The organism is Micromonospora sp. NPDC023956, from assembly GCF_040639195.1.
In the GTDB taxonomy this organism is placed as follows: Bacteria; Actinomycetota; Actinomycetes; order Mycobacteriales; family Micromonosporaceae; genus Micromonospora.
In genome coordinates this window covers 45,785-65,574 of the sequence record NZ_JBEZZN010000016.1, presented here as the reverse complement: position 1 = coordinate 65,574, position 19,790 = coordinate 45,785, and the positions used below count along the sequence as shown (strand labels likewise).

14 protein-coding genes are annotated in these 19,790 nt (G+C 74.3%); 2 read left to right on the top strand and 12 right to left on the bottom strand.

Annotation, left to right across the window (positions count from 1 at the left end; all coding sequences use genetic code 11):
- Window positions 1–23: 23 nt before the first annotated feature.
- The 10 genes from AB0F58_RS25120 to AB0F58_RS25075 all read right to left on the bottom strand — a co-directional run bounded on the left by AB0F58_RS25120 (window position 24) and on the right by AB0F58_RS25075 (window position 10,032).
- Window positions 24–1,781 (bottom strand): ABC transporter ATP-binding protein, encoded by a 1,758-nt coding sequence (locus AB0F58_RS25120; protein WP_357147581.1) that lies wholly within the window; start codon window positions 1,779–1,781, stop codon window positions 24–26.
- Window positions 1,778–3,502 (bottom strand): ATP-binding cassette domain-containing protein, encoded by a 1,725-nt coding sequence (locus tag AB0F58_RS25115; RefSeq protein ID WP_357147578.1) that lies wholly within the window; start codon window positions 3,500–3,502, stop codon window positions 1,778–1,780. Before AB0F58_RS25115 ends, AB0F58_RS25120 begins: the two co-directional genes overlap by 4 nt.
- On the bottom strand, window positions 3,499–4,296 hold the full coding sequence (locus tag AB0F58_RS25110) for an ABC transporter ATP-binding protein (RefSeq protein WP_357147576.1): 798 nt from the start codon (window positions 4,294–4,296) through the stop codon (window positions 3,499–3,501). The genes AB0F58_RS25115 and AB0F58_RS25110 overlap by 4 nt, the downstream gene beginning before the upstream one ends.
- Complete coding sequence (locus AB0F58_RS25105) at window positions 4,293–5,267, bottom strand: iron chelate uptake ABC transporter family permease subunit (protein WP_357147573.1); 975 nt, start codon at window positions 5,265–5,267, stop codon at window positions 4,293–4,295. The genes AB0F58_RS25110 and AB0F58_RS25105 overlap by 4 nt, the downstream gene beginning before the upstream one ends.
- On the bottom strand, window positions 5,264–6,268 hold the full coding sequence (locus AB0F58_RS25100) for an iron chelate uptake ABC transporter family permease subunit (protein WP_357147570.1): 1,005 nt from the start codon (window positions 6,266–6,268) through the stop codon (window positions 5,264–5,266). Before AB0F58_RS25100 ends, AB0F58_RS25105 begins: the two co-directional genes overlap by 4 nt.
- On the bottom strand, window positions 6,265–7,245 hold the full coding sequence (locus AB0F58_RS25095; RefSeq protein ID WP_357147568.1) for an ABC transporter substrate-binding protein: 981 nt from the start codon (window positions 7,243–7,245) through the stop codon (window positions 6,265–6,267). The genes AB0F58_RS25100 and AB0F58_RS25095 overlap by 4 nt, the downstream gene beginning before the upstream one ends.
- A 218-nt stretch (window positions 7,246–7,463) precedes the next feature.
- On the bottom strand, window positions 7,464–7,655 hold the full coding sequence (locus tag AB0F58_RS25090) for a hypothetical protein (protein ID WP_357147565.1): 192 nt from the start codon (window positions 7,653–7,655) through the stop codon (window positions 7,464–7,466).
- Between the two features lie 147 nt (window positions 7,656–7,802).
- The gene (locus AB0F58_RS25085; RefSeq protein ID WP_357147562.1) at window positions 7,803–8,537 is read right to left on the bottom strand and encodes a hypothetical protein; all 735 of its coding nucleotides are present in this window, start codon (window positions 8,535–8,537) and stop codon (window positions 7,803–7,805) included.
- Entirely contained in the window at window positions 8,534–9,322 is a 789-nt protein-coding gene (locus AB0F58_RS25080; protein ID WP_357147559.1) for a hypothetical protein, read from the bottom strand. The genes AB0F58_RS25085 and AB0F58_RS25080 overlap by 4 nt, the downstream gene beginning before the upstream one ends.
- Window positions 9,319–10,032, bottom strand: a complete 714-nt coding sequence (locus AB0F58_RS25075) for an ATP-binding cassette domain-containing protein (RefSeq protein WP_357147556.1) — start codon at window positions 10,030–10,032, stop codon at window positions 9,319–9,321. Before AB0F58_RS25075 ends, AB0F58_RS25080 begins: the two co-directional genes overlap by 4 nt.
- A gap of 131 nt (window positions 10,033–10,163) precedes the next feature.
- Between AB0F58_RS25075 and AB0F58_RS25070 the strand changes: the two genes are divergently transcribed.
- A complete protein-coding gene (locus AB0F58_RS25070; RefSeq protein WP_357147553.1) occupies window positions 10,164–11,036 on the top strand; it encodes a histidine kinase in 873 nt (290 codons plus the stop codon).
- On the top strand, window positions 11,033–11,698 hold the full coding sequence (locus AB0F58_RS25065; protein ID WP_357147549.1) for a response regulator transcription factor: 666 nt from the start codon (window positions 11,033–11,035) through the stop codon (window positions 11,696–11,698). The genes AB0F58_RS25070 and AB0F58_RS25065 overlap by 4 nt, the downstream gene beginning before the upstream one ends.
- On the opposite strand, the gene AB0F58_RS25060 is transcribed toward AB0F58_RS25065, so the two are convergent.
- Together AB0F58_RS25060 and AB0F58_RS25055 are read right to left on the bottom strand one after the other, a co-directional pair.
- The gene (locus AB0F58_RS25060; RefSeq protein ID WP_357147546.1) at window positions 11,690–16,333 is read right to left on the bottom strand and encodes an amino acid adenylation domain-containing protein; all 4,644 of its coding nucleotides are present in this window, start codon (window positions 16,331–16,333) and stop codon (window positions 11,690–11,692) included. The two genes, AB0F58_RS25065 and AB0F58_RS25060, sit on opposite strands and share 9 nt — an antisense overlap.
- Window positions 16,330–19,764, bottom strand: a complete 3,435-nt coding sequence (locus AB0F58_RS25055; protein WP_357147543.1) for an amino acid adenylation domain-containing protein — start codon at window positions 19,762–19,764, stop codon at window positions 16,330–16,332. The genes AB0F58_RS25060 and AB0F58_RS25055 overlap by 4 nt, the downstream gene beginning before the upstream one ends.
- Window positions 19,765–19,790: the final 26 nt, after the last annotated feature.

The following is a 19,790-nucleotide window of genomic DNA, read 5'->3' as shown; positions in this document are numbered from 1 at the left end:
GCGGTCCACACCGGGGAGGCCGGTCATCCTACGGCCGTCGCCTCGTCGCCTCGAACCGCAGCGGTGAGAGCTCCCCGCCTGCGCAGCTGCTCAGGGGTGTCGTCGGCGACGATCCGCCCGCCGTCGAGGATGATGACCCGGTCGGCGCGCATGATGGTGGCAAGGCGGTGGGCGATCACCAGGGTGGCCCGGTGGTCTCCGGTGGCTTCCAGGGCGGCGGCCAGGTCGGCCTCGGTGGCGGCATCGAGGTTGGCGGCGGCCTCGTCGAGGACGAGCACCGGTGCGCCGGTGAGCAGGGCGCGGGCGACGGCGACCCGGGCCCGTTGACCGCCGGACAGTGCCGCTCCCCGTTCACCGGCCGGCGTGCCCAGACCGGCCGGTAGCGCGTCGAGGAACGGTGTGAGCTGGGCGGCGTCGGCGATGGCACGAACCTCGTCGTCGGTGGCGTGCGGTCGGCCCAGCCTGATGTTGTCGGCGATCGAGCCGGGGAACAGGTGGACGTCCTGCGGTACCACCGTGACGGTGCGGCGCAGGTCGGCGTCGGTGAGGTCGCGCAGGTCGACGCCACCGACGGTAATGCGTCCGGCCGTCGGGTCGTGGTAGCGAAGCAGCAGGTGTGCACAGGTCGACTTGCCCACCCCGGACGCACCCACCAGGGCGACCGTCTCGCCGGGGCGGACGGAGAACGATACGCCCCGCAGCACCGGTCGGTCGGCCAGGTACCCGAAGTGCACGTTCTCGAAGACCACGTCGCCGCCGCCGGGTGCCGGCACGGGCCGGACCGGCACGGACACCGGGGAGGGTGCCTGGAGCAGGGCGTCCACCCGGTCTGCCGCAGCCCGGAGGGTGCCGGCCTCCTTGAGCAGCAGCGCCACCTGACTGGCCGGGCCGAGGACCGCGCCCGCGAGAACCAGCGCCACCGGTCCGGAGGCGACGTCGAGCCGCCCGGCGCGCACGCCGTCGAGGACCACCAGCACAGCGCCGACGCCGGCGGCGGCTACCAGCGCGTCGATCAGCGCGGTCTCCAGGCCGGCGCGGGCGGCGTTGCGCCGCTGGGTCCGACCGAGCCGTCGGGTGCGGGCGGCGAGCTGGGCGCGGCGCTGCTCCATCGCGCCGAAGACGGTCAGCTCGCGCAGGCCGTGCACGGTGTCGACGATGTCCGCGGTCAGTTCGGCGGTGGCGGCGCGGACCTGGCCGCCGTGCCGGTCGGCGTGCCGGCGCAGCAGCCACGGGACCGCAGTGACCAGGGCGGCGGCGGGCAGGACCACGGCGGGCAGCCAGGGGTCGATCCACGCCGCCAGGGCGGTGCCCACGGCGAGGACCACAGTGGCGGTGAGCACCTGCGCGATGATGTGCGCGAACAGCCACTCCAACGTCTCGATGTCGGACAGCGCGACGGTCGCCAGGTCGCCGGCCCGGCGTCCGCCCGTGCCGCCCGGCGCGATCCGGGTGATCGCGTCGTACACCCGCGTGCGCAGGTCGGCGAGGATCCGGTAGGCGAGGTCGTGGGAGACGTACATCTCCCACCAGGTGGCCAGCGTGACGACCGCGACCAGCGCGCCGAGCACGCCCGTGACCAGGCCGACCGGCGTGGGTACGCCCGCCACGGCCCGCCCCGCCAGGGCGGCACCGAGCACCGCTGCGGCCAGCGCGGTGAGCTGCCCGAGCAGGTTCGCCACCAGGGTGCCCCGGAAGGGGCGCGGGTGCCCGGCGATCGCCGGCAGCAGCCGGCGCAGCGCTCCGGGACGCTGCCCGTCGGCCGGCGGCGTCGGCGCGGTCATCCGGTCACCTCCTGAGCGGCGACCAGGTCGGCGTACGCCGGGCAGGTCGCCAGCAGGTCCTCGTGGCGGCCTGCGGCGACGATCCGGCCGCGTTCCAGCAGTACGATCCGGTCGGCGTGGCGTACCGCGGTGAGCCGGTGGGCGATGATCAGGCAGGTCTTTCCGTGGGTGGCCGTGGCCAGGGCGTCGAGGATCTCGGTTTCCTGCCGGACGTCGATGGCGGAGGTGGCCTCGTCGAGGATGAGCACGGGGGTGTCGGCGAGCAGCGCCCGGGCGATGGCCAGGCGTTGCCGTTGCCCGCCGGAGAGGAATCCGCCGCGTTCGCCGACCTGGCTCGCGTACCCCTGCGGTAGTGCCTGGATGAAGTCGTGCGCACCGGCGGCGCGGGCGGCGGCGGACAGGTCGGAGTCGGTGGCGTCCGGGCGGGCCAACCGCAGGTTGTCGGCCACCGAACCGTGGAACAGGTACGTCTCCTGGGCCACCACGGTGACCGTGCGGCGCAGCGCATCCCGGGTCAGGTCGCGCAGGTCGAGACCGTCGACGGTGATCCGGCCGGTGCTCGGGTCCAGGTGGCGCAGCAGCAGGTTGGCCAGGGTCGACTTGCCGGCGCCGGAGCGGCCCACGACGGCGACGGTCTCGCCGGGGGCCAGCCGCAGGGTCACCTCCCGCAGCGCAGGCTCGGGTCGGCCGGGATAGTGGTGGCCGACCGCGTCGAAGACCACGACCGGGGCGCGGCCGAACCGCCGATCCACCTGGCCGGTGTGCACGACGCCGGGCGAGGAGTGCAGCAGCTCGGTCAGGCCGTCGACGGCGGTGACGCCGAGGTAGCCGGCGTGCCAGTGTGCGCCCAGGTCGCGTACGGGTCGGAAGCACTCCACCGAGACCAGGAGCACCAGGAACACGGTCGCCGCGTCGGCGCGGCCGGCGTAGGCGGCGGTCGCCGCGGCCACGGCGGCGGCGGCGAGACCGGCCTGGATCAGCAGGGCGCTGATCCCGCTCTCGATCAGCGACAGGCGCAACTGCGCCATCGTGGTGGTGTGCAGGTCGTGGGTGCGTCCGAGGATGCGGTCCCGCATCCGGTCGACCGCGCCGAAGGCGCGCAGCGTGGCCGCGCCCTGGAGGGTGTCGAGGAAATCGGCGGCGAGCGCGGTGAACGCGGCCCACCGACCGCGGCCCCGGCGTAGCAGGGTGGCGTCCCAGATGCGGGGGACGGTCAGCACCAGCAGCACGGCCGTGCCGAGCAGCCCGGCGGCGACCGGCTCCACGGTGGCGAGCCAGACCACCAGCGCGGTCGGCACGGTGATGGTGACCAGCACCTGCGGCAGGTACCGGCGGTAGTAGGCGTCCAGCCCCTCCACGCCGTCGACGAGGGTGGCCTGGGTGCGGCCGGTGCGGGAACCCGCGAGCCAGGCCGGGCCCAGCTCGGCGAGCCGGGCGACCAACCGGTCCCGCAGCCGTGCCCGGATCCGGGCGCCGGCCGCGGCGCCGGCGACCTCGCGGCACCACAGCAGCGCCGCCCGCACCACGATCACCCCGAGCGCCCCGGCCAGCAGGCCGGTGGTGGCGGCGAGGTCCCGCCGGGCCGCCGCCGCCAGCGCGCCGGCGACCAGCAGAGCCTGACCGACGTACGCGGCCGACACGGCCATGCCCAGCGCCGCGCACCCGACGACCGGACCGGTGACGGCACCGGCCAGCCGGACCAGTTCCCGGTGGACGATCACCGTTCCTCCAGCGGCTCGTCGGCCAGCGCGCGGACCGTGCCGGTGTGCGCGTCGGCGAGCACCCGCCCGCGTACGCCGAACACGTCGGCGAGCAGCGCCGGCGTGACCACCTCGGCGGGCGGCCCGTCGGCGGCGACCCGGCCGTCGGCGAGGGCCACCACTCGGTCGGTGAACCGGGCGGCGTGGTCCAGCTCGTGCAGCACGGTCACCACGGTCAGGCCCCGCTCGGCGTGCAGCCGCCGCACCAGCGACAGCACTTCCAACTGGTGGCGGACGTCGAGGAACGTGGTTGGCTCGTCGAGCAGCAGCACCGGCGTCCGCTGGGCCAGGGCGAGAGCGAGGCGGACCCGCTGCCGTTCCCCGCCGCTGAGCGTGTCGACCTGCCGCTCGGCCAGCTCGGTCACGCCGGTCGCCGCCAGCGCGGCGGATGCCTCGGTGTCCTCCGGTCGCCAGAGCATGCCCAGCGGTCCCCGGTGCGGGTAGCGGCCCTGCGCGACGAGCTGCCGGACGGTCAGGCCGGGCACCGGCGGCAACTGCTGGTGCAGCACCGCCACCTGCCGGGCGACGTCCCGCCGCCGCTGCCCGTACGCCGGGCGGCCGTGGAGCAGCACCCGGCCGCTCTCGGGCCGGTCGGCGCCGGTCAGCAGCCGCAGCAGGGTGGACTTGCCGCAGCCGTTGCGCCCGACGAGCGCGACGGACTCACCGGCCCGGACGGTCAGCGACACCCCGTCGAGCACCACCCGGTGCCGGTAGCGGTAGCGGGCCTGCTCGACGGTGAAGACCGGCTCGGTCACGACACCTCCACGTGCGGGGAACGACGGGCGACGACGACCAGCGCCGTCGCCCCGAGTAGGGCGGTCACCGCCCCTGCGGGCACCCCGAGCCGCTGGCCCGCCGACCCGGACTGCACCAGCACGGTCAGCGCCTGGGCCACCGCGTCCGCGCCGACGACCGCCGTAGCCCCGAGCAGGGCGGCGGCCGGAAGCGCCCGGCGCAGGTCCGCCCCGCACAGGGCACGGGCGACGTGCGGAACGACCAGCCCGACGAAGGCCAGCGCACCGGCCAGCGCCACCGCACCGGCGGCTAGCGCCACCGCCAGGGCCAGACCGAGCGCGCGCACCGGCCGGGGTGCGAGCCCGAGCGCGGCGGCGTGCCCGTCACCGGCGGCGAGCATGCCCAGCACGGCAGAGCAGAGCCAGGCCAGCAGCAGCGCCGTGGCCAGCCACGGCCAGGCGAACCGCACGTGCGCCCAGACCCGCCCGTCGACCGAGCCGACGAGCCAGCGCAGCGCGTTGCCGAACCGGCTCGGCTGGTACGCGAGCAGCAGCGTGGTGAGCCCGGCCAGCGCCGCCGAGCCGAGCAGCCCGTATGCCGCGACCTGGGCCGGGGAGCCGTCGCGGGCCAGGAGCCACATCAGCGAGCCGCCGGCGGCCCCGCCGAGCAGCGCCGCCACCAGCGCCCCGGCGGCCGAGTCGGCGGGGACCAGGCCGAGCTGGATGCCGCCGAGCACGCCCAGCACCGCACCGGGGTTGACCCCGGTCAACTCCGGCGCGGCGAGCGGGTTGCGCAGCACCGCCTGCAGCAACAGCCCGGCCGCGCCGAGTCCGGCACCCGCGAGCAGCGCGGTGACCAGGCGGGGCAGCCGCAACTCGACGAGGATCCGCTGCTCCAGCGGATCCAGCTGTGGCCAGTCGATGCCCCGCCCGACGGCGAGTTCGGCCACCGCCGCGACGACCAGCGCCGCGACCGCCCACCACCACCTCACGGCATGCTCCGGCGGCGGAGCAGGACCAGGCCGGTGAGGATGCCGACGGCGGCCGTCCACGCGCCCAGCGGGGTCTCGGCCGGCGCGAACATGTGTCGCGCGGCCAGATCGGCGACGGTGGTGAACAGCGCGCCGAACGCCGCCGCCCAGGGCAGCAGGGCACGGGCATCGGCGTGTGGGCGTACCCGCCGGGCCACGTGCGGGGCGAGGAATCCGATCCAGGCGATCGGACCGCACGGGCCGACGACGACGGCGACCAGGACGGCAGCGAGCCCGAGCACCGCGACGCGCGCCCGACCGACGCGCAACCCGAGGGCGGCGGCGGCCTCGTCACCGAGGCGCAGCACACCGAGGGCGGGCAGGACCGCCGGGACCAGCGGCGCGCAGAGAAGCAGCCACGGCAGGGTCAGCCGGGCGTGGTCCCAGGTGATCCCGGTGAGGCTGCCCACCAGGTAGCGGAAGAGCGTGTCGTACTGCAGCCGGTCGGCGGCGGCCATCACCGCCAGCAGCACCGCCTGCAACGCCGTCGACATCGCCGCGCCGATCAGCAGGACCGCGCCCGGCCCACGGCCGGTCCCGGCCGCGGCCAGGCACAGCGCGCCGCCGCCGAGGGCTCCGGCCAGCGCCACCACGGGCTGCGCCGCCGCCGGGACCGGAAGCGCCCACACCACCACCACGGCAGCCGCGAGCGCACCGCCGGTCGAGACACCGAGCAACTCGGGTACGGCCAGCGGGTTGCGCAGCGCGGCCTGCATCAGCAGCCCCGCCACCCCGACCGCCGCCCCGCCGAGCAGCGCCAGCAGCAGTCGGGGCGTCCGGAGTTCCCAGAGCACCACCCGGGCGACCTCGTCATCGGCGGGCAGTGCGAGGCCGAGGGTCAGCAGGACCGCCGCGGCCAGGCCGATCGGCAACGCGACCACCGCCGACCACCGGTGAACCGTCCCGGTCGGTGTGAGCGCCGTCCCGCCTGTGCCGCCGGTGGCCGATGTCGGTGCGGTCACGCCGTGGCCTTGGTGACCGCCTCGTCGAGGATCAGGCCCAACGCCCGGGTGCCACGGCCCGATGCCCACAGCTCCGCGGGCACCTCGTGGGCACGGCCCTCACGGACCGCGGTGATCCGCTTCCACACCGGGTTCTCGGCGTACTGCGCGCTGACCGTCTTGGCATCCGGGCCGAAGGTGAACGACTGGATGAACAGGATGTCCGGGTCGCGCGTGAGGATCTCCTCCACGCTGTACGCCTGCGCGGTGTCGAAACCGCCACCCTTGCTCGGCCACGGGTAGTCGAAGACCTGGGAGAGCAGGTGGCCGAGCAGGTCGTCGGAGGTGTTCACACCGATCGACGTTCCGCCGTACATGGCCAGCGCGGTCGTCTTCCGCAGGCCGCGCTGGTCGGCGGCGGCTCGGGCCGCCGCGAGCCGGTCCCGGAACTTCTGCTCGGCAGTCGCCTGCTGCGCGCCCCGGTCGGTGAGCGTGGCGATGTCGCGCAGGTAGCGCACCGAGTCCTCGTACGTCTTGACCTCCACCAGCCACAGCGGCGCGAACTTCTCGACCGCCGGCCGCAGCTGGTCGTGCACCCCGGCCAGACCGATGACCAGGTCCGGCTTGGTGGTGGCGATCGACGCGACGTCCTCGTTGCCGAACATGCCAGGCAGCGCCGGCACCGCCGCGCCGGCCGGGCCGAGGTAGTCGGCACGGGTGAGGAGCTTGGGCGTGGTCGTCGCCGTGGGAGTGAGCCCGAGTTCCACCAGGGCGTCGTCGCACAACCCCGTGAGGCACACGATCCGTTCCGGCTTGGCCTCGAGCGTGACCGTGGCACCTCGGACGTCGGTCACGGTCAGCCGATGAGCGACCGGCTCGACGGGGGGCGCGGAAGGGACGTCCGGCGTGGTGGCGGGAGCAGGGTCGGCGCCGCCGCAGCCGGTCAGGACGGCTGCGGCGACGAGGAGGGCGGCGAGGGCATTGCGATGACGTGTCACGGCCTGCACTTCCGATAGCGGATGGACCGGAGAACGGTAATCATTTTCATTGCTGCCGTGCAAGGCGCGTGACCTCTTTCACGGAGGCGGACGGAGCAGCGGAGCCGGGACGTGCGCGATCTGCTGGTTGATCAGATCGACCTCGCTGATGTGCTGGTGGTCAACAGCTGGAGCCCCGCTGGCACCGGTCTTCGGTGACCGACAGCAGGAACTTGTCCTCATCGGCGTGCACCTCGACGGCGACGGGCCTCCGGGCCGCCCGCTCGCCACTGCGCCGCCCGTAGCTGGCCGTGCAGCAGCTCAGCCGCAGCACCACGTCGCTCGACCAGCAACGCCCTGTGACTGCGGATCAACAACTCCAGTCCACTGAGCAGTCGGATCATCCCCAGGTACAGCAACCGCACGGCCATACCAGAGATCATCAGTCCGGGCCGAGAACTCCCAGCCCACACCATGTGCGACGAGTTATGGCACGGTACAGGGCACACCCCTGCAGTGGGCGATCATGGGAGCCGTCGCGAGGACGCTGAACGTCGCCGGCTTGCCGGTGACGGTATTCATGGTTCGTGCCGGATGAATCGTGCGATCGCGATGCTCCCGATGAGGACGATCCACGCGAGGGCGATGAGAGCGCCGGTACCCGGGGTGAGTGCGGTGTCCGTATTGTCGTATAGCTGGGCGACGGCGCGGTCGGGGAGCCAGCGGGCGTGTTCGGTGACCCCGGCGAGCACGGGTGAGACGATGAGCACGAGGCTGAGCGTTCCGACGAGCGCGGGCACGAGGTGTCGCACGAGCAACGCGACGGCGTGGGAGAGCAGGCCGATCAGCGTGAGGTAGGCGGCCGCGCCGGCGAGAAGCCCCGGCTCGCCGTCGTCGGCAGGAGACGGGACGTCTGTCAGGTGCTGCGCGATCGTCGCGGCGGCGAGGCTTGCGCCGATACTCACTGCCGCGGTGACGGCGACGACGAGGAGCGCGGCAACCGTCTTGCCGGTGACCAGCAGGCCGCGATTCGGCACGGACGTGAGGGTCGTGCTGAGCTGGCGGCCGGCGTGCTCGTGCGTAGCGGGCAGGATACCCAGCAGAACGAACCCTGCCTGCGCGAACGGCACCGTCTGGAGGGTGATGTCGACGGCTGATGCCTGCGGGCCCTGAGCGACTGCGGAGGCGGCGAGGGCTGCGGCGATCACGATGCCGGTGGCGATCGCGCCGATGGCGGTGAGCGTCGTAGCGGGCAGGGTGCGGAGCTTGTCGAGTTCGGCCGTGGTGACGCTTCCGATGCGCACGATGTTCACGCGTCTCGACGGCGGAAGACGACTGTGGCGACGATGAGCAGAGCGAGTGTCCAGCCACCCATGACGAGCGCGCCCGGTACGGCGTCCAGCCCGCCCTCGATGGTGTGGAGGCCGCCGAAGAGCCTGCGACCGGCCATGTCGGGAAGCCAGTGCGCGAGCGGGGTGAGGTTCGTCAGCAGCAGTGAGAACGACACCACAGAGCTGTTCACGATGAGAACGATGAGCGGGATGATGCCGCTGCGGGTCAGCACAGTGATCGCAAACGCGATGAGCCCGGTGAGAGCCCAGTAGAGGGTGCCACCGAGGCAGCGCGTCACCGCTTCGTCGAGCGTCACGGTTTCGGTTCCGGCCCCGCCGATGACGACCCGTGCGATGCCGACGGTGATGGGCAGGGTGACCACGGCAACTACTGCGACGAACACGACGATGGTGGCCGCCTTCGCCGCGAGGAGGACCACCCTGCGCGGAGATGCGGTGAGGGTCGCAGTGATCTGCCGGCCCCCGCCGGCATCGGTGCTGTTGGCCACGTACTCGCTGCTGAAGACGATCACCCCGATGACAACCGCGCCGACGGTGCCCAGCGGCATCGCGGCGAACGCCGTCTCGAACGGGGAGGTGAACGCTCGGGTCTCCGGCTGGTCCGCGTCGAGCGCGGCACGAGTCGAGAAGGCGTTCAGCAGCGTGATCGCAACCGATCCGAGCAGCGCCACTGCGATCCCGGCCCACGCGGCGGGCAGGGTCGCGGTCTTCCGCAACTCCGCTGCGAACGTGTTCCATGCGTTCATCGCCCGACTCCGTCTCCGCCGCCGGTGAGGGCGAAGAAGGCGTCCTCCAGGCTGCCGTACCCGACGGTCACCTCCGCCAGAGTCCCGGCCTTGACGATCCGACCGTCGGCGATGACGACGAGGTCATCGGCGAGTCCTGCGACCTCACTCATCAGGTGGCTGGACAGCAGCACGGTGCCACCGGCGTCAGCGTGGCGGCGCAGCAGCCCGCGGATCCAACGGATGCCCTCCGGGTCTAGGCCATTGACCGGCTCATCCAGCACGAGCGCCTCTGGCTCGCCCAATAGCGCCGTCGCCAGCCCGAGCCTTTGCCCCATGCCCAGCGAGTACCGGCCGACGCGGACCCTGGCGGCGTCGGCCAATCCGACCTGTTCCAGCACTTCCCCGATGCGGCGGCGCGGGATGTCGTTGCTGCGCGCCACCCAGGCCAGGTGGTTCCGCGCCGTGCGGGAGCGGTGTGCGCCGGAGCCGTCGAGCATCGACCCGACCGTGCGGAGCGGATTCCGCAGGCTCCGGTACGGGCGGCCGCCGACGAGAGCGCTGCCGCCGTCGGCGCAGTCCAGTCCGAGCAGGATCCGCAGCGTGGAGGACTTACCCGCGCCGTTCGGGCCGAGGAACGCGGTCACCCGCCCCGCTCGCGCGTCGAAACTGACGCGGTCGAGAACGGTGCGGGAGCCGCGGCGTTTGACGAGTTGTTCGACCAAGAGCATGACCAACATCTCAGACCGATCACGTCGCGCAGGCATCGGCCCCGAGTCGGGACTTCGCCGTGCTCTTCTGACCGTGGTCTGTCGGACTCAGGTCCGATGCGCGCCACGGCAATGTACCTAGACTTGGACACGTGGAATCCACTGATCGGCCCGTGCTGCGCTCACGCGTGTGGCTGATCACCGCCCTCCTGCTCGCGACCCTTGTCCTCGCGCTGTCGGCCATCGGCGTTGTCGAGCCGGCCGAAACCCTTGCCGTCCTGCTCGCCGCCGCCAGCTGCGCTGTTTCGGTGCTGGCGTGGGCGCTGCTTCGCACCCGCCGGCAGCGGCGCATCTACGAGGACGAACTGACCGCCTGGGCAGCCGAACGGGCCGCGCACGCCGAGCGGCTGCGCATCGCCCGCGACCTGCACGACCTCGCCTCCCACGGGCTTGGACTCATCACCGTCCGTGCCACCGCCGCACGCACCCTCACCGGGCCAGCCGGTGACGCGGAACGCGTCGCCGCGCTGACCGACATCGAACGCGCTGGCCGCCAGGCCACCACCGAGTTGCGGCGCCTGCTCACGGTGTTGCGCACCCCCGGCGACGACGCGCCCCTGCGACCGGCCGAGACCCTGGACGACCTTCCCCACATCCTGCACTCCGCCCGCACCAGCGGAGTCACCGTGACCCTCGACATCGGCGATACCGGCGAGGTGTCCGCAGGCGTGCAGCTCACCGTATGCGCGATCGTGCGCGAGGCTCTCGCCAACACCGCCCGACACGCCGGACCCACCAGCGCCCACATCGCGGTCCACCGCGACAGTGACGCGATCATCGTCACGGTCGCCGACGACGGGCCCACCCCCGGCTGGGTGCCCCACCCCGGCGCCGGAGCGGGCCTGGCAGGCCTACACGAGCGCGTCGGCGCGTTGGGCGGTAGCTTGCATGCCGAACGCGTCGGCCACGGCTACCGAGTCACCGCCCGCCTGCCTGAGACCGCTGACCGGGCGGAGCGCCGATGAGCGTGCACGTGCTCGTCGTTGACGACCAACCCCTCATCCGCCACAGCCTCCGGCTCATCATCGACAGCGCACCTGACCTCGTTGTCGCCGGCGAGGCGGACACCGGCGAGGCGGCCGTCGCCCGCGCCGGGCAACTGCACCCCGACGTCGTGCTCATGGACATCCGCATGCCTGGCGGTGACGGCATCGACGCCACCCGCCGTATCACCGCCGACCCTGCCTTGAGCAGCACCCGCATCCTCGTGCTCAGCATGTTCGAGCTGGACGAATACGTCCACGCCGCACTTCGGGCCGGAGCCAGCGGCTTCCTCCTCAAGGACGCCGAACCCGGCCAGCTCATCGACGCGATACGGCGCACCCATAGTGGCGAGTCACTGTTCGCCCCGAGCATCCTCACCCGTCTCGTAAAGCACTACCTCGACCAGTCCGCACCGAGAACAGCGCGGACTCAGAGTGTGCTCACCGATCGAGAGACGGAAGTGCTCACCCTCGTCGGCCGTGGCCTGTCCAACCAGGAGATCGTCCGAGCCCTCAGCATCTCGATGGGAACCGTGAAGACCCACATCGGCAGCCTCCTGTCCAAGCTGCACGCCCGCGACCGCGCACAGCTCGTCATCGCCGCCTACGAACGAGGGCTCGTCTCCACACCCCCACTACGATGAGGGTGGGCCGGGCGACGCCACCCGGTCACGCGCTACCGGTCGCCGCCCCGCCCCGCCCAGGCGCAGGGCGCTCAGGTAGCGCCGCAGCAGGGTCGCCGCGGGCGGCGGGGTGGGGACCCCGGCCGCGTCGGTCGCCCGTTCGGTGTGGGCGCAGTCGAAGGACGGATGCTCGCGGGGCCCGTCCTCCTCGGCCAGCGTCGGCACGAACGGCCCGAGTGCGACCGACGGGCCGGCACGCAGCACACCGGCCCGCCAGTCCCGGTACGGCAGCAGTCGGACCGGGATGCCGAGCCCGCCCAGCACCTCGGCCATCTGCGGGTAGGACAGCCCCGGCCGGAAGTAGTGCCGGTCGGCGGCGAGCGCGTCGGGGCGCCGCGACAGCCGGCCGATGGCGGCGGCCACCACGTCGACGGGTGCCATGTCCTCGACGTGGTCCAGCGCCGGTACCGCGCCGGTCTCGGCGAAGGTACGCAGCAGGCGGCTGAAGTAGTCGTCGGCGTTGCCGGTGCCGGTGCGGCTGTCCCCGGTCACCCGGGCCGGCCGGTGCACCGACACCGGCAGGCCGCGCTCCCGGGCGGTCCGCACCAGCCGGTCGGCGACCCACTTGCTCTCGTTGTAGCCGCCGTGCAGGCCCTCGGGCTCGTCCGGCGGCAGCGCCTCGGTGACGGTCCGCGAGGCGTACGCCGGGCACAGGTAGACGCCGAGCGTCGACACGTGGTGCACCGCCTTGGGTCGGCCGCGCGACGCCAGTCGGAGCACCTCGACGGTCCCGGACACGTTGGCCGGCCGCAGCCGCTCGTACGGCTGGACGAAGTGGACGCTGCCCCCGTTGTGCAGCACCACGTCGACCCGGTCGGCGAGCGCGTCGAACGCCCGCTGGCCGAGTCCCAGTCGGGGCTCGGCGAGATCACCGACGACCGGCACGATCCGGGCCGGGTACCCCGGCCGCCAGCGCCCGTACCGGCGCAGGTTCTCCTCGATCCGGGCCGTCGCCGCGCCCTCCGAGCCGGCCCGGACCAGGCAGTACACGTCGGCGGTGGTGTGCCGCAGGGCGTCGTCGAGCAGGTACGCGCCGAGGAAGCCGGTCGCTCCGGTCAGCAGCACCCCGGCCGGGTCGGCCACCGGCACGTACGTCCCGAGCGGCGCCACGTCGTCGGGGGGTACGGCCTCGGCGCGCAGGTCCGGCCCGCGGTGGGCGCCGACGGCAGCGGCGGGTACCGGATCGGGCGCGGGGGCGTCGGGCAGGGCGGCGTCGACCAGCGCGGCGAAGGCGGCCAGCGCGGGGGCGTCGAACAGCGAACGCAGCGGCAGCCGGGTGCCGAAGTGCCGGTTGACCTCGCTGAGCACCGGAGCGGCCAGCAGTGAGTGGCCGCCCAGGTCGAAGAACCCGTCGTCGACGCCGACCCGCTCGCGGTCCAGCGCCCGGGACCAGATCCGAGCCACCGCGACCTCGGTCGCCGTGGCGGGGGCGGTGAAGGGGCGCTGCTCGTCCGGGGTGTCGGCGGGTAGCCGGTCCGGGTCGACCTTGCCGTGCGCGGTCAGCGGCAGTTCCGCCAGCGCCACGACGGTGGCCGGCACCAGGTACTCGGGCAGCCGGGAGCGGAGGTGGGCGCGCAGCTCGTCGGCGGTCGGCGCCACCTGACGGGGCACGACGAACGCGGCGAGCCGCTGCCCCCGGGCCACCACCACCGACCGGGCGACGCCGGGGTGCCCGTCGAGCACCGCCTCGATCTCGGCCGGCTCGATACGGTGCCCCCGGATCTTCAGTTGCCGGTCGACCCGGCCGAGGAACTCCAGCTGCCCGTCCGGACCGACCCGGGCCAGGTCTCCGGTGCGGTAGAGCCGGGCGCCGGGCGCCGCCGAGAACGGGTCGGGTACGAACGCGGCGGCGGTCAGGTCCGGGCGACCGAGGTAGCCACGGGCCAGGCAGTCGTCGCCGAGGTAGAGCTCACCGGCGGCACCGTACGGCACCGGCCGCATCCACCGGTCCAGCACGTACGCCCGCACGTGCGGCAGCGGCCGGCCGATCGGCAGGTGCCCGCCGGCCGCGTACCCGTCGGTGGGGGCGTCGCCGGAGTCCGGCCCGGCGGCGTCGGTGGTGGTGGTGGACTCGGCCTCGTCGGCGGGCGCGGACCGGAACACGGTCGCGCAGACCGTCGCCTCGGTCGGGCCGTAGTGGTTGTAGAAGGCGGTCCGGCCACCGGTCAGCCGGTGCCAGGCGGCGAGCTTGTCGGCGGACACCCGCTCACCGCCGACCATCATCACGGTCAGCGGCAGGTCGGCGGGGAGCCGGTGGCCGTCGAGGTCGTCGACCCAGCGCTGCCAGAGCGCCGCCGGTGCGTCCACGGCGGTGATGCCCTCGACCCGGCAGAGGTCGACCAGCGCCGGTCCGGTGAGGGCGGCCGGGTCGGGGTGCACCACCAGCGCCGCGCCGCTGATCAGGGCGGGGAACACGTCGCCGACCGACGCGTCGAAGGTCAGCGGCGGGATCATCAGGATCCGCTGCCCGGGGCCGAAACCGTGCCGGTCACGGAAGGAGGTGGCCAGGGCGGTCAGCGTCCGGTGGGTCACCATGACGCCCTTGGGCCGGCCGGTCGAGCCGGAGGTGTAGACGACGTACGCGAGCTGGTCCGGCCGGCGGGCCCGCGACACCGTGGCGTCGGCCGGGGTCGGGACGGCGGTGTCGGCCGGGTCGGCGACGTCGACGACGGTGACCGGTAGGCCGGCGAGCAGGTCGCGCCCGGTCGCGTCGGTGACCAGGATCGTCGCGCCCGCGTCGGCGAGCAGCGCGCCGATCCGGTCGACCGGGTGGTCGGGGTCGAGCGGCAGGTAGGCGCCGCCGGCCCGGATGACGGCCAGCAGCGCGACGATCCCGTCCGGGCCGGCCCGCAGGGCCATCCCGACCGGCGCCTCGCGGCCGACGCCGGCCGTGCGCAGTCGCCGCGCCAGCCGGTCGACCCGCCGGTCGAGTTCGCCGTAGGTCAGCACCTGCCCGTCGCCGAGGACGGCGGGCGCCCGTGGTGTCCGGGCGGCCTGCGCCGCCACCAGGTCGTCGACGTAGCCGGAGTCGTCGACGTGGCCGGGAGCATCGACATGGCCGGAGTCGTCGACGTGGCCGGGGGCGTCGACCCCGGCGGATGCCGCGCCGGTCACCGGCCGCAGGCCGGCGTGCAACCGGGCCCGGTCGGCGGGGGTGTGCAGGGCGAGGTCGCGAAGCGGCAGCTCCGGGGTGTACGCCAGCGCGGCCACCGCCAGCTCCAGGTGTGCCACCAGCCGTGCGGCGGTCGCCGGGTCGAACAGCTCGGCGTCGTAGTCCAGCTGGCCGGCGAGCTGTCCGGCGTGCTCGACCACCACCAGGGTCAGGTCGAACCGGGCCGTCCCGCCGGCGGGTCCGGCCGCCGTCACGGTCAGCCCGCCGGTCGCGTCCACCGGGCCGGCCGTCGGGTCGGGGCCGGCGTCGGTGCCGTTGAGCACGAACATCACCTGGAACAGCGGCTGCCGGCCGGCTCCCCGGTCCGGCCGGACCAGTTCGGCGACCCGCTCGAGCGGTACCTCCCGGTGCCCGAGCCCACCGAGGCTGGTCCGCCGGACCCGGCGCAGCACGTCGCGCAGGCTCGGATCACCGCTCAGGTCGGTGCGCAGCGCCAGGGTGTTGACGAACATGCCGACCATCGACTCGAGTTCGGGCAGCGACCTGTTGCTCGCCGGTACGCCGACGACCACGTCCTCCTGGCCACTGTGCCGGGCCAGCAGGATCGTGAACGCGGCCAGCAGCACGGTGAACGTGGTGCAGTCCTCGCGGCGGCGCAGCTCCTCGATCGCCGAGGTCAGCCGACCGGGTAGCCGGAACGGCCGGGTGCCGGCCGGGGACCGGGGCCGCGCCGGTCGGGGCCGGTCGGTGGGCAGGTCGAGCTGACCCGGCGCACCGGCCAGGTGGTCGCGCCAGTACGCCTCCTGCGCCGCCAGTGCCGCCGGATCGCGCTCGCCGAGCCAGCGTACGTAGTCGGCGTACTGCACCGGCGGCGCCTCGGACGCCGGCTGCCGGCCGGCGACGAGGGTGGCGTACCCGCTGATCAGCTCGGCGAGCAGCAGCCGGGCCGAGACGTCGTCGCAGACGACGTGGTGGAAGGCGAGCAGCAGGACGTGGTCGTCGGCGGCGAGCCGGACCAGGGTGGCCCGGACCAGCGGCGCGCGGCCGAGGTCGAAGGGACGGGTCAGCTCGTACCGGGCCAGCCGGTCCAGCCGGGTCTGCCGGGTCGCGGCGGGCGTCTCCGCCAGGTCGACGAGGGGCAGCGGCACGGCCGTCCCGGGATCGTCGGCCGGCAGGATCACCTGCACCGGGTGGCCGGCCCGCTCGGCGAACGACGTCCGCAACGGTTCGTGCCGGCGCACGAGCAGTCGCAGCGCGGCGGCGAGGGCGGTCGCGTCGAGCGCGCCGGTGAGCCGGTGGGCGCTACCCATCACGTAGGCCGAGTCGCCGACCCCGAGCCGGTCGAGGAACCAGATCCGCTGCTGGGCCGGGGAGAGCGGCAGGTCGCCGGTGCGGTCGCCGGGCCGGATCGTCTGCGTACCGGTGACCTCGATGCCGCGCCGGGCCAGCAGGACGGCGAGGAGCTGGTCGGCCGAGGCGGTCATCGGGCGCCCTCCTGGGCCAGCATCGTCTCGACCGCCTCGGGCGACATCGACGCGATCTGCGCCCGCAGTTCGGCTACCGCGGCGACCTGCCCGGGTACCGGTTCCAGTCCGGTCAGCGCGGCGGCCAGCCCGGCGACCGTCGGCGCCTCGAACAGCGCCCGGGTCGGCGCCTCCAGCTGGAAGTACGCCCGGACCCGGGCCAGCACCCGTTCGGCGAGCAGCGAGTGCCCGCCGAGGGCGAAGAAGTCGGCGTCCACCCCGATCGGGCGGACGTCGAGCACCTCCTCCCAGATCCCGACGATCGCCTCCTCGACCGGGTCACGGGGCGCGACGTATGCGGTGGCGTCGGTCGCGCCCCAGTCCGGTGCCGGCAACGCCTGCCGGTTCACCTTGCCGTTCGGGGTGAGCGGCAGCGCGTCGAGCACCACCAGGGTCGCCGGCACCATGTAGCCGGGCAGCCGCCGGGCCAGACCGGGGCGGATCGCCGCCCAGAGCCCGGCGGGGTCGGTGCCGGACTCCGTGCCGACCACGTAGGCGACGAGTCGGGCGTCGCCGTCGCCGGCACCGTGCCAGGCGGTGACGGCGGCGTCCCGAACCCGCTCCTCGGCCCGCAGCGCTTCCTCGATCTCGCCGAGTTCGACCCGGAAGCCGCGTACCTTGACCTGCTGGTCGCCCCGGCCGAGGAACTCCAGCCGCCCGTCCGGCAGGTAGCGGGCCAGGTCGCCGGTGGCGTAGAGCCGGCTGCCCGGGGTGTCGCCGAACGGGTCGGGCACGAACCGCTGCGCGGTCAGTGCGGGTCGCCGGTGGTAGCCCCGGGCCAGCCCGAGCCCGCCGATGTGGACCTCGCCGGCGACGCCGACGGGTACCGGCTGGCCCCGGCCGTCGAGCAGCAGGATCCGGGTGTTGTCGATCGGCGGTCCGATCGCCACCGGCCCGTCGCCGGGGTCGACGACGCCGGCCGCCGACCACACCGTCGTCTCGGTCGGGCCGTAGACGTTCCAGAGCCGCCCCCCGGCCAGCTCCCGCACCAGGTCGCGGGAGAACGCCTCACCGCCGCAGAGCCGGTGCCGGATCCCGGCCGGTACGCCACCGGCGGAGAGCAGCAGCCGCCAGGTCGCCGGGGTGGCCTGGAGCACTGTCGCCCGGTCCGCCTCGGCCCGCCCGCGCAGCGCCGTACCGTCTGCGACCTCGGCGGCGGTGGCGACCAGCACCCGGGCCCCGCAGATCAGCGGCAGCAGCAGCTCCAGCACGGAGATGTCGAACGACAGGGTGGTGACCGCGAGCAGCCGGTCGGCGTCGGTGAGCCCGAGCGAGCGGCGGAACGACAGCAGCAGGTTGGCGACCGCGCCGTGGGTGACCTCGACCCCCTTGGGTCGCCCCGTCGAGCCGGAGGTGTAGATGACGTACGCGAGCTGACCGGCGTGCGGCGGCCGGACCGGTGGCGGCGCCCCGGGGTCGCCGGCCGCCGGGGCGGGTGCCCGCAGCCGCTGCCGCTCGTCGTCCAGGCACACCACGCCCGGACCGGCGCAGAGCTGCGGCAGCCGGTGCCGCACCGACCGCTGCGTCACCAGCACCGTGACGCCCGCGTCGTCGACCATCAGCCGCAGCCGGTCCGGGGGGAACGCCGGGTCCAGCGGCACGTACGCCCCGCCGGCCCGCCACACACCGAGCACCGCGACCAGCATCGACACCGACCGGTCCAGGCAGATCCCGACAGGTGTCTCCGGCCGGACCCCGCGCTCGCGCAGCAGCGCGGCGAGCCGGTCGGCGCTGGCGGCCAGCTCCCGGTACGTCAGCCGGTCGGCGTCGTCGCTGACCGCGATCGCGTCCGGCGTGGTCGCGCAGGCGCGCGCGAACAGCTCGGGGAAGCTCCCGGCCAGCGGCGTGGCGGTCGGCCCCTGCCAGTCGACCAGGGCCCGGTGCCGCTCGTCCGGGGTGAGCAGTGCCACGTCGCCGAGGCGCTGTCCGGGCGCGGCGACCACTGCGGTCAGCAACTGCCGGAAGTGCCCGGCGAACCGGCCGATGTCGGCGTCGTCGAAGACCTCGGTGCGGTACGAGAACGTCAGCTCCAGTCCGCCGTCGGCCTGCGGCACCCCGACCAGGGTCAGGTCGAAGAGCATGTCGTCGAGCTGGCTGTCCCACCAGCTCACCGACAGCCCCGGCCAGGCCGACGGGCCGCCCTCGGTGAAGTTGTGCAGGATCACCGCGCTCTGGAAGAACGGGTGCCGGTCGGCGTCGCGGCGCGGCGCCACCTCCTGCACGACCAGGTCGAACGGCACGTTCTGGTGGGCGAAGCCGTCGATGACGGTGCGCCGTACCCGGCCGGCCGCCTCGGCGAAGGTCAGGTCCGGATCGAGGTCGGTACGCATCGCGATCGGGTTGGCGAAGTAGCCGATCAGGGGCTCCAGCTCCACGTGGGTGCGGGCGGCCACCAGGGTGCCGACGGTGATGTCGCGCTGCCCGGTGTAGCGGGCCAGCAGTGCCGTGAACGCGGAGAGCAGGGTGACGAACGGGGTGGTGCCCCGGGTGCCGCCGGCCGCCGCCCGCAGCCCCTCGACGAGGTCCGGGCCGATCCGCAGGTGCCGCTTGGCGCCACCGGCCCGGGCCGGGCCGGCGTGCCGCCGGGCGATCGGCAGGTGCGCGTCGGCCCGGGGCGCCGCCAGGTGGGTGCGCCAGTACGCCAGCCCCGGCTCCAGCGCGCCGTCGGCGATGCCTCGGTGCTGCCATTCGGCGTAGTCGGCGTACTGCACCGGCAGGTCGGGCAGCGGCGGTGCTCCGGTGCCACCGGCGAGGCGCCACGCGTAGAGCGCGGCGAGTTCCCGCAGCGCGTTGCCGATCGACCAGCCGTCGATGGCGATGTGGTGGCTGGTCGCCAGCAGCACGTGCTCGTCGTCGGCGAGCCGGAACAGCGACGCCCGCAGCACCGGACCGGCGGCCAGGTCGAACGGCACCGCGAACGCCTCGCGGGCGAGGTCCCGGGCCCGGTCCTCGCGGTCGGCCGCCGGCAGGTGCCGCAGGTCGACCTCGATCACCGGCACCTCGCCGGTCGGCCGGAGGACCTGTCGGGGCTCGCCGTCGACGCCGACGTAGCCGGTGCGCAGGATCTCGTGCCGGGCGACCAGGTCGGCCAGGGCGGCGCGGAGCGCGCCGACGTCGAGCGCACCGGTGAGCCGCTGGGACATGGCGACGTGGAACGACGGGTCGGCCGGATCGAACTGGGTAGCCAGCCACATCCGTTGCTGGCCGGAGGAGCACGCGAAGCTCTGCTCGCCGCCGGTACGCGGCACCCGGGGGACGGCCGGCGCGGCGGTGGGCGCCAGGCCGAGCTGGGCCAGCCGCCGGGCCAGCAGTTCCTGGTGCTGCGGTGACAGGGCGGCCACGCCGCCGTGGCCGGGCCGGTCCGCGCCCGCCGGGTCGATGGTGGTCGGCATGGGACGGGCTCCTCGAAGATCGTCGT

Bases quoted from the DNA above. Each gene is read 5' to 3' on its own strand.
- AB0F58_RS25075 (WP_357147556.1), bottom strand. From the start codon at position 10,032: ATGCTCTTGGTCGAACAACTCGTCAAACGCCGCGGCTCCCGCACCGTT.
- AB0F58_RS25120 (WP_357147581.1), bottom strand. From the start codon at position 1,781: ATGACCGCGCCGACGCCGCCGGCCGACGGGCAGCGTCCCGGAGCGCTG.
- AB0F58_RS25090 (WP_357147565.1), bottom strand. From the start codon at position 7,655: ATGGCCGTGCGGTTGCTGTACCTGGGGATGATCCGACTGCTCAGTGGA.
- AB0F58_RS25080 (WP_357147559.1), bottom strand. From the start codon at position 9,322: ATGAACGCATGGAACACGTTCGCAGCGGAGTTGCGGAAGACCGCGACC.
- AB0F58_RS25060 (WP_357147546.1), bottom strand. From the start codon at position 16,333: ATGACCGCCTCGGCCGACCAGCTCCTCGCCGTCCTGCTGGCCCGGCGC.
- AB0F58_RS25065 (WP_357147549.1), top strand. From the start codon at position 11,033: ATGAGCGTGCACGTGCTCGTCGTTGACGACCAACCCCTCATCCGCCAC.
- AB0F58_RS25055 (WP_357147543.1), bottom strand. From the start codon at position 19,764: ATGCCGACCACCATCGACCCGGCGGGCGCGGACCGGCCCGGCCACGGC.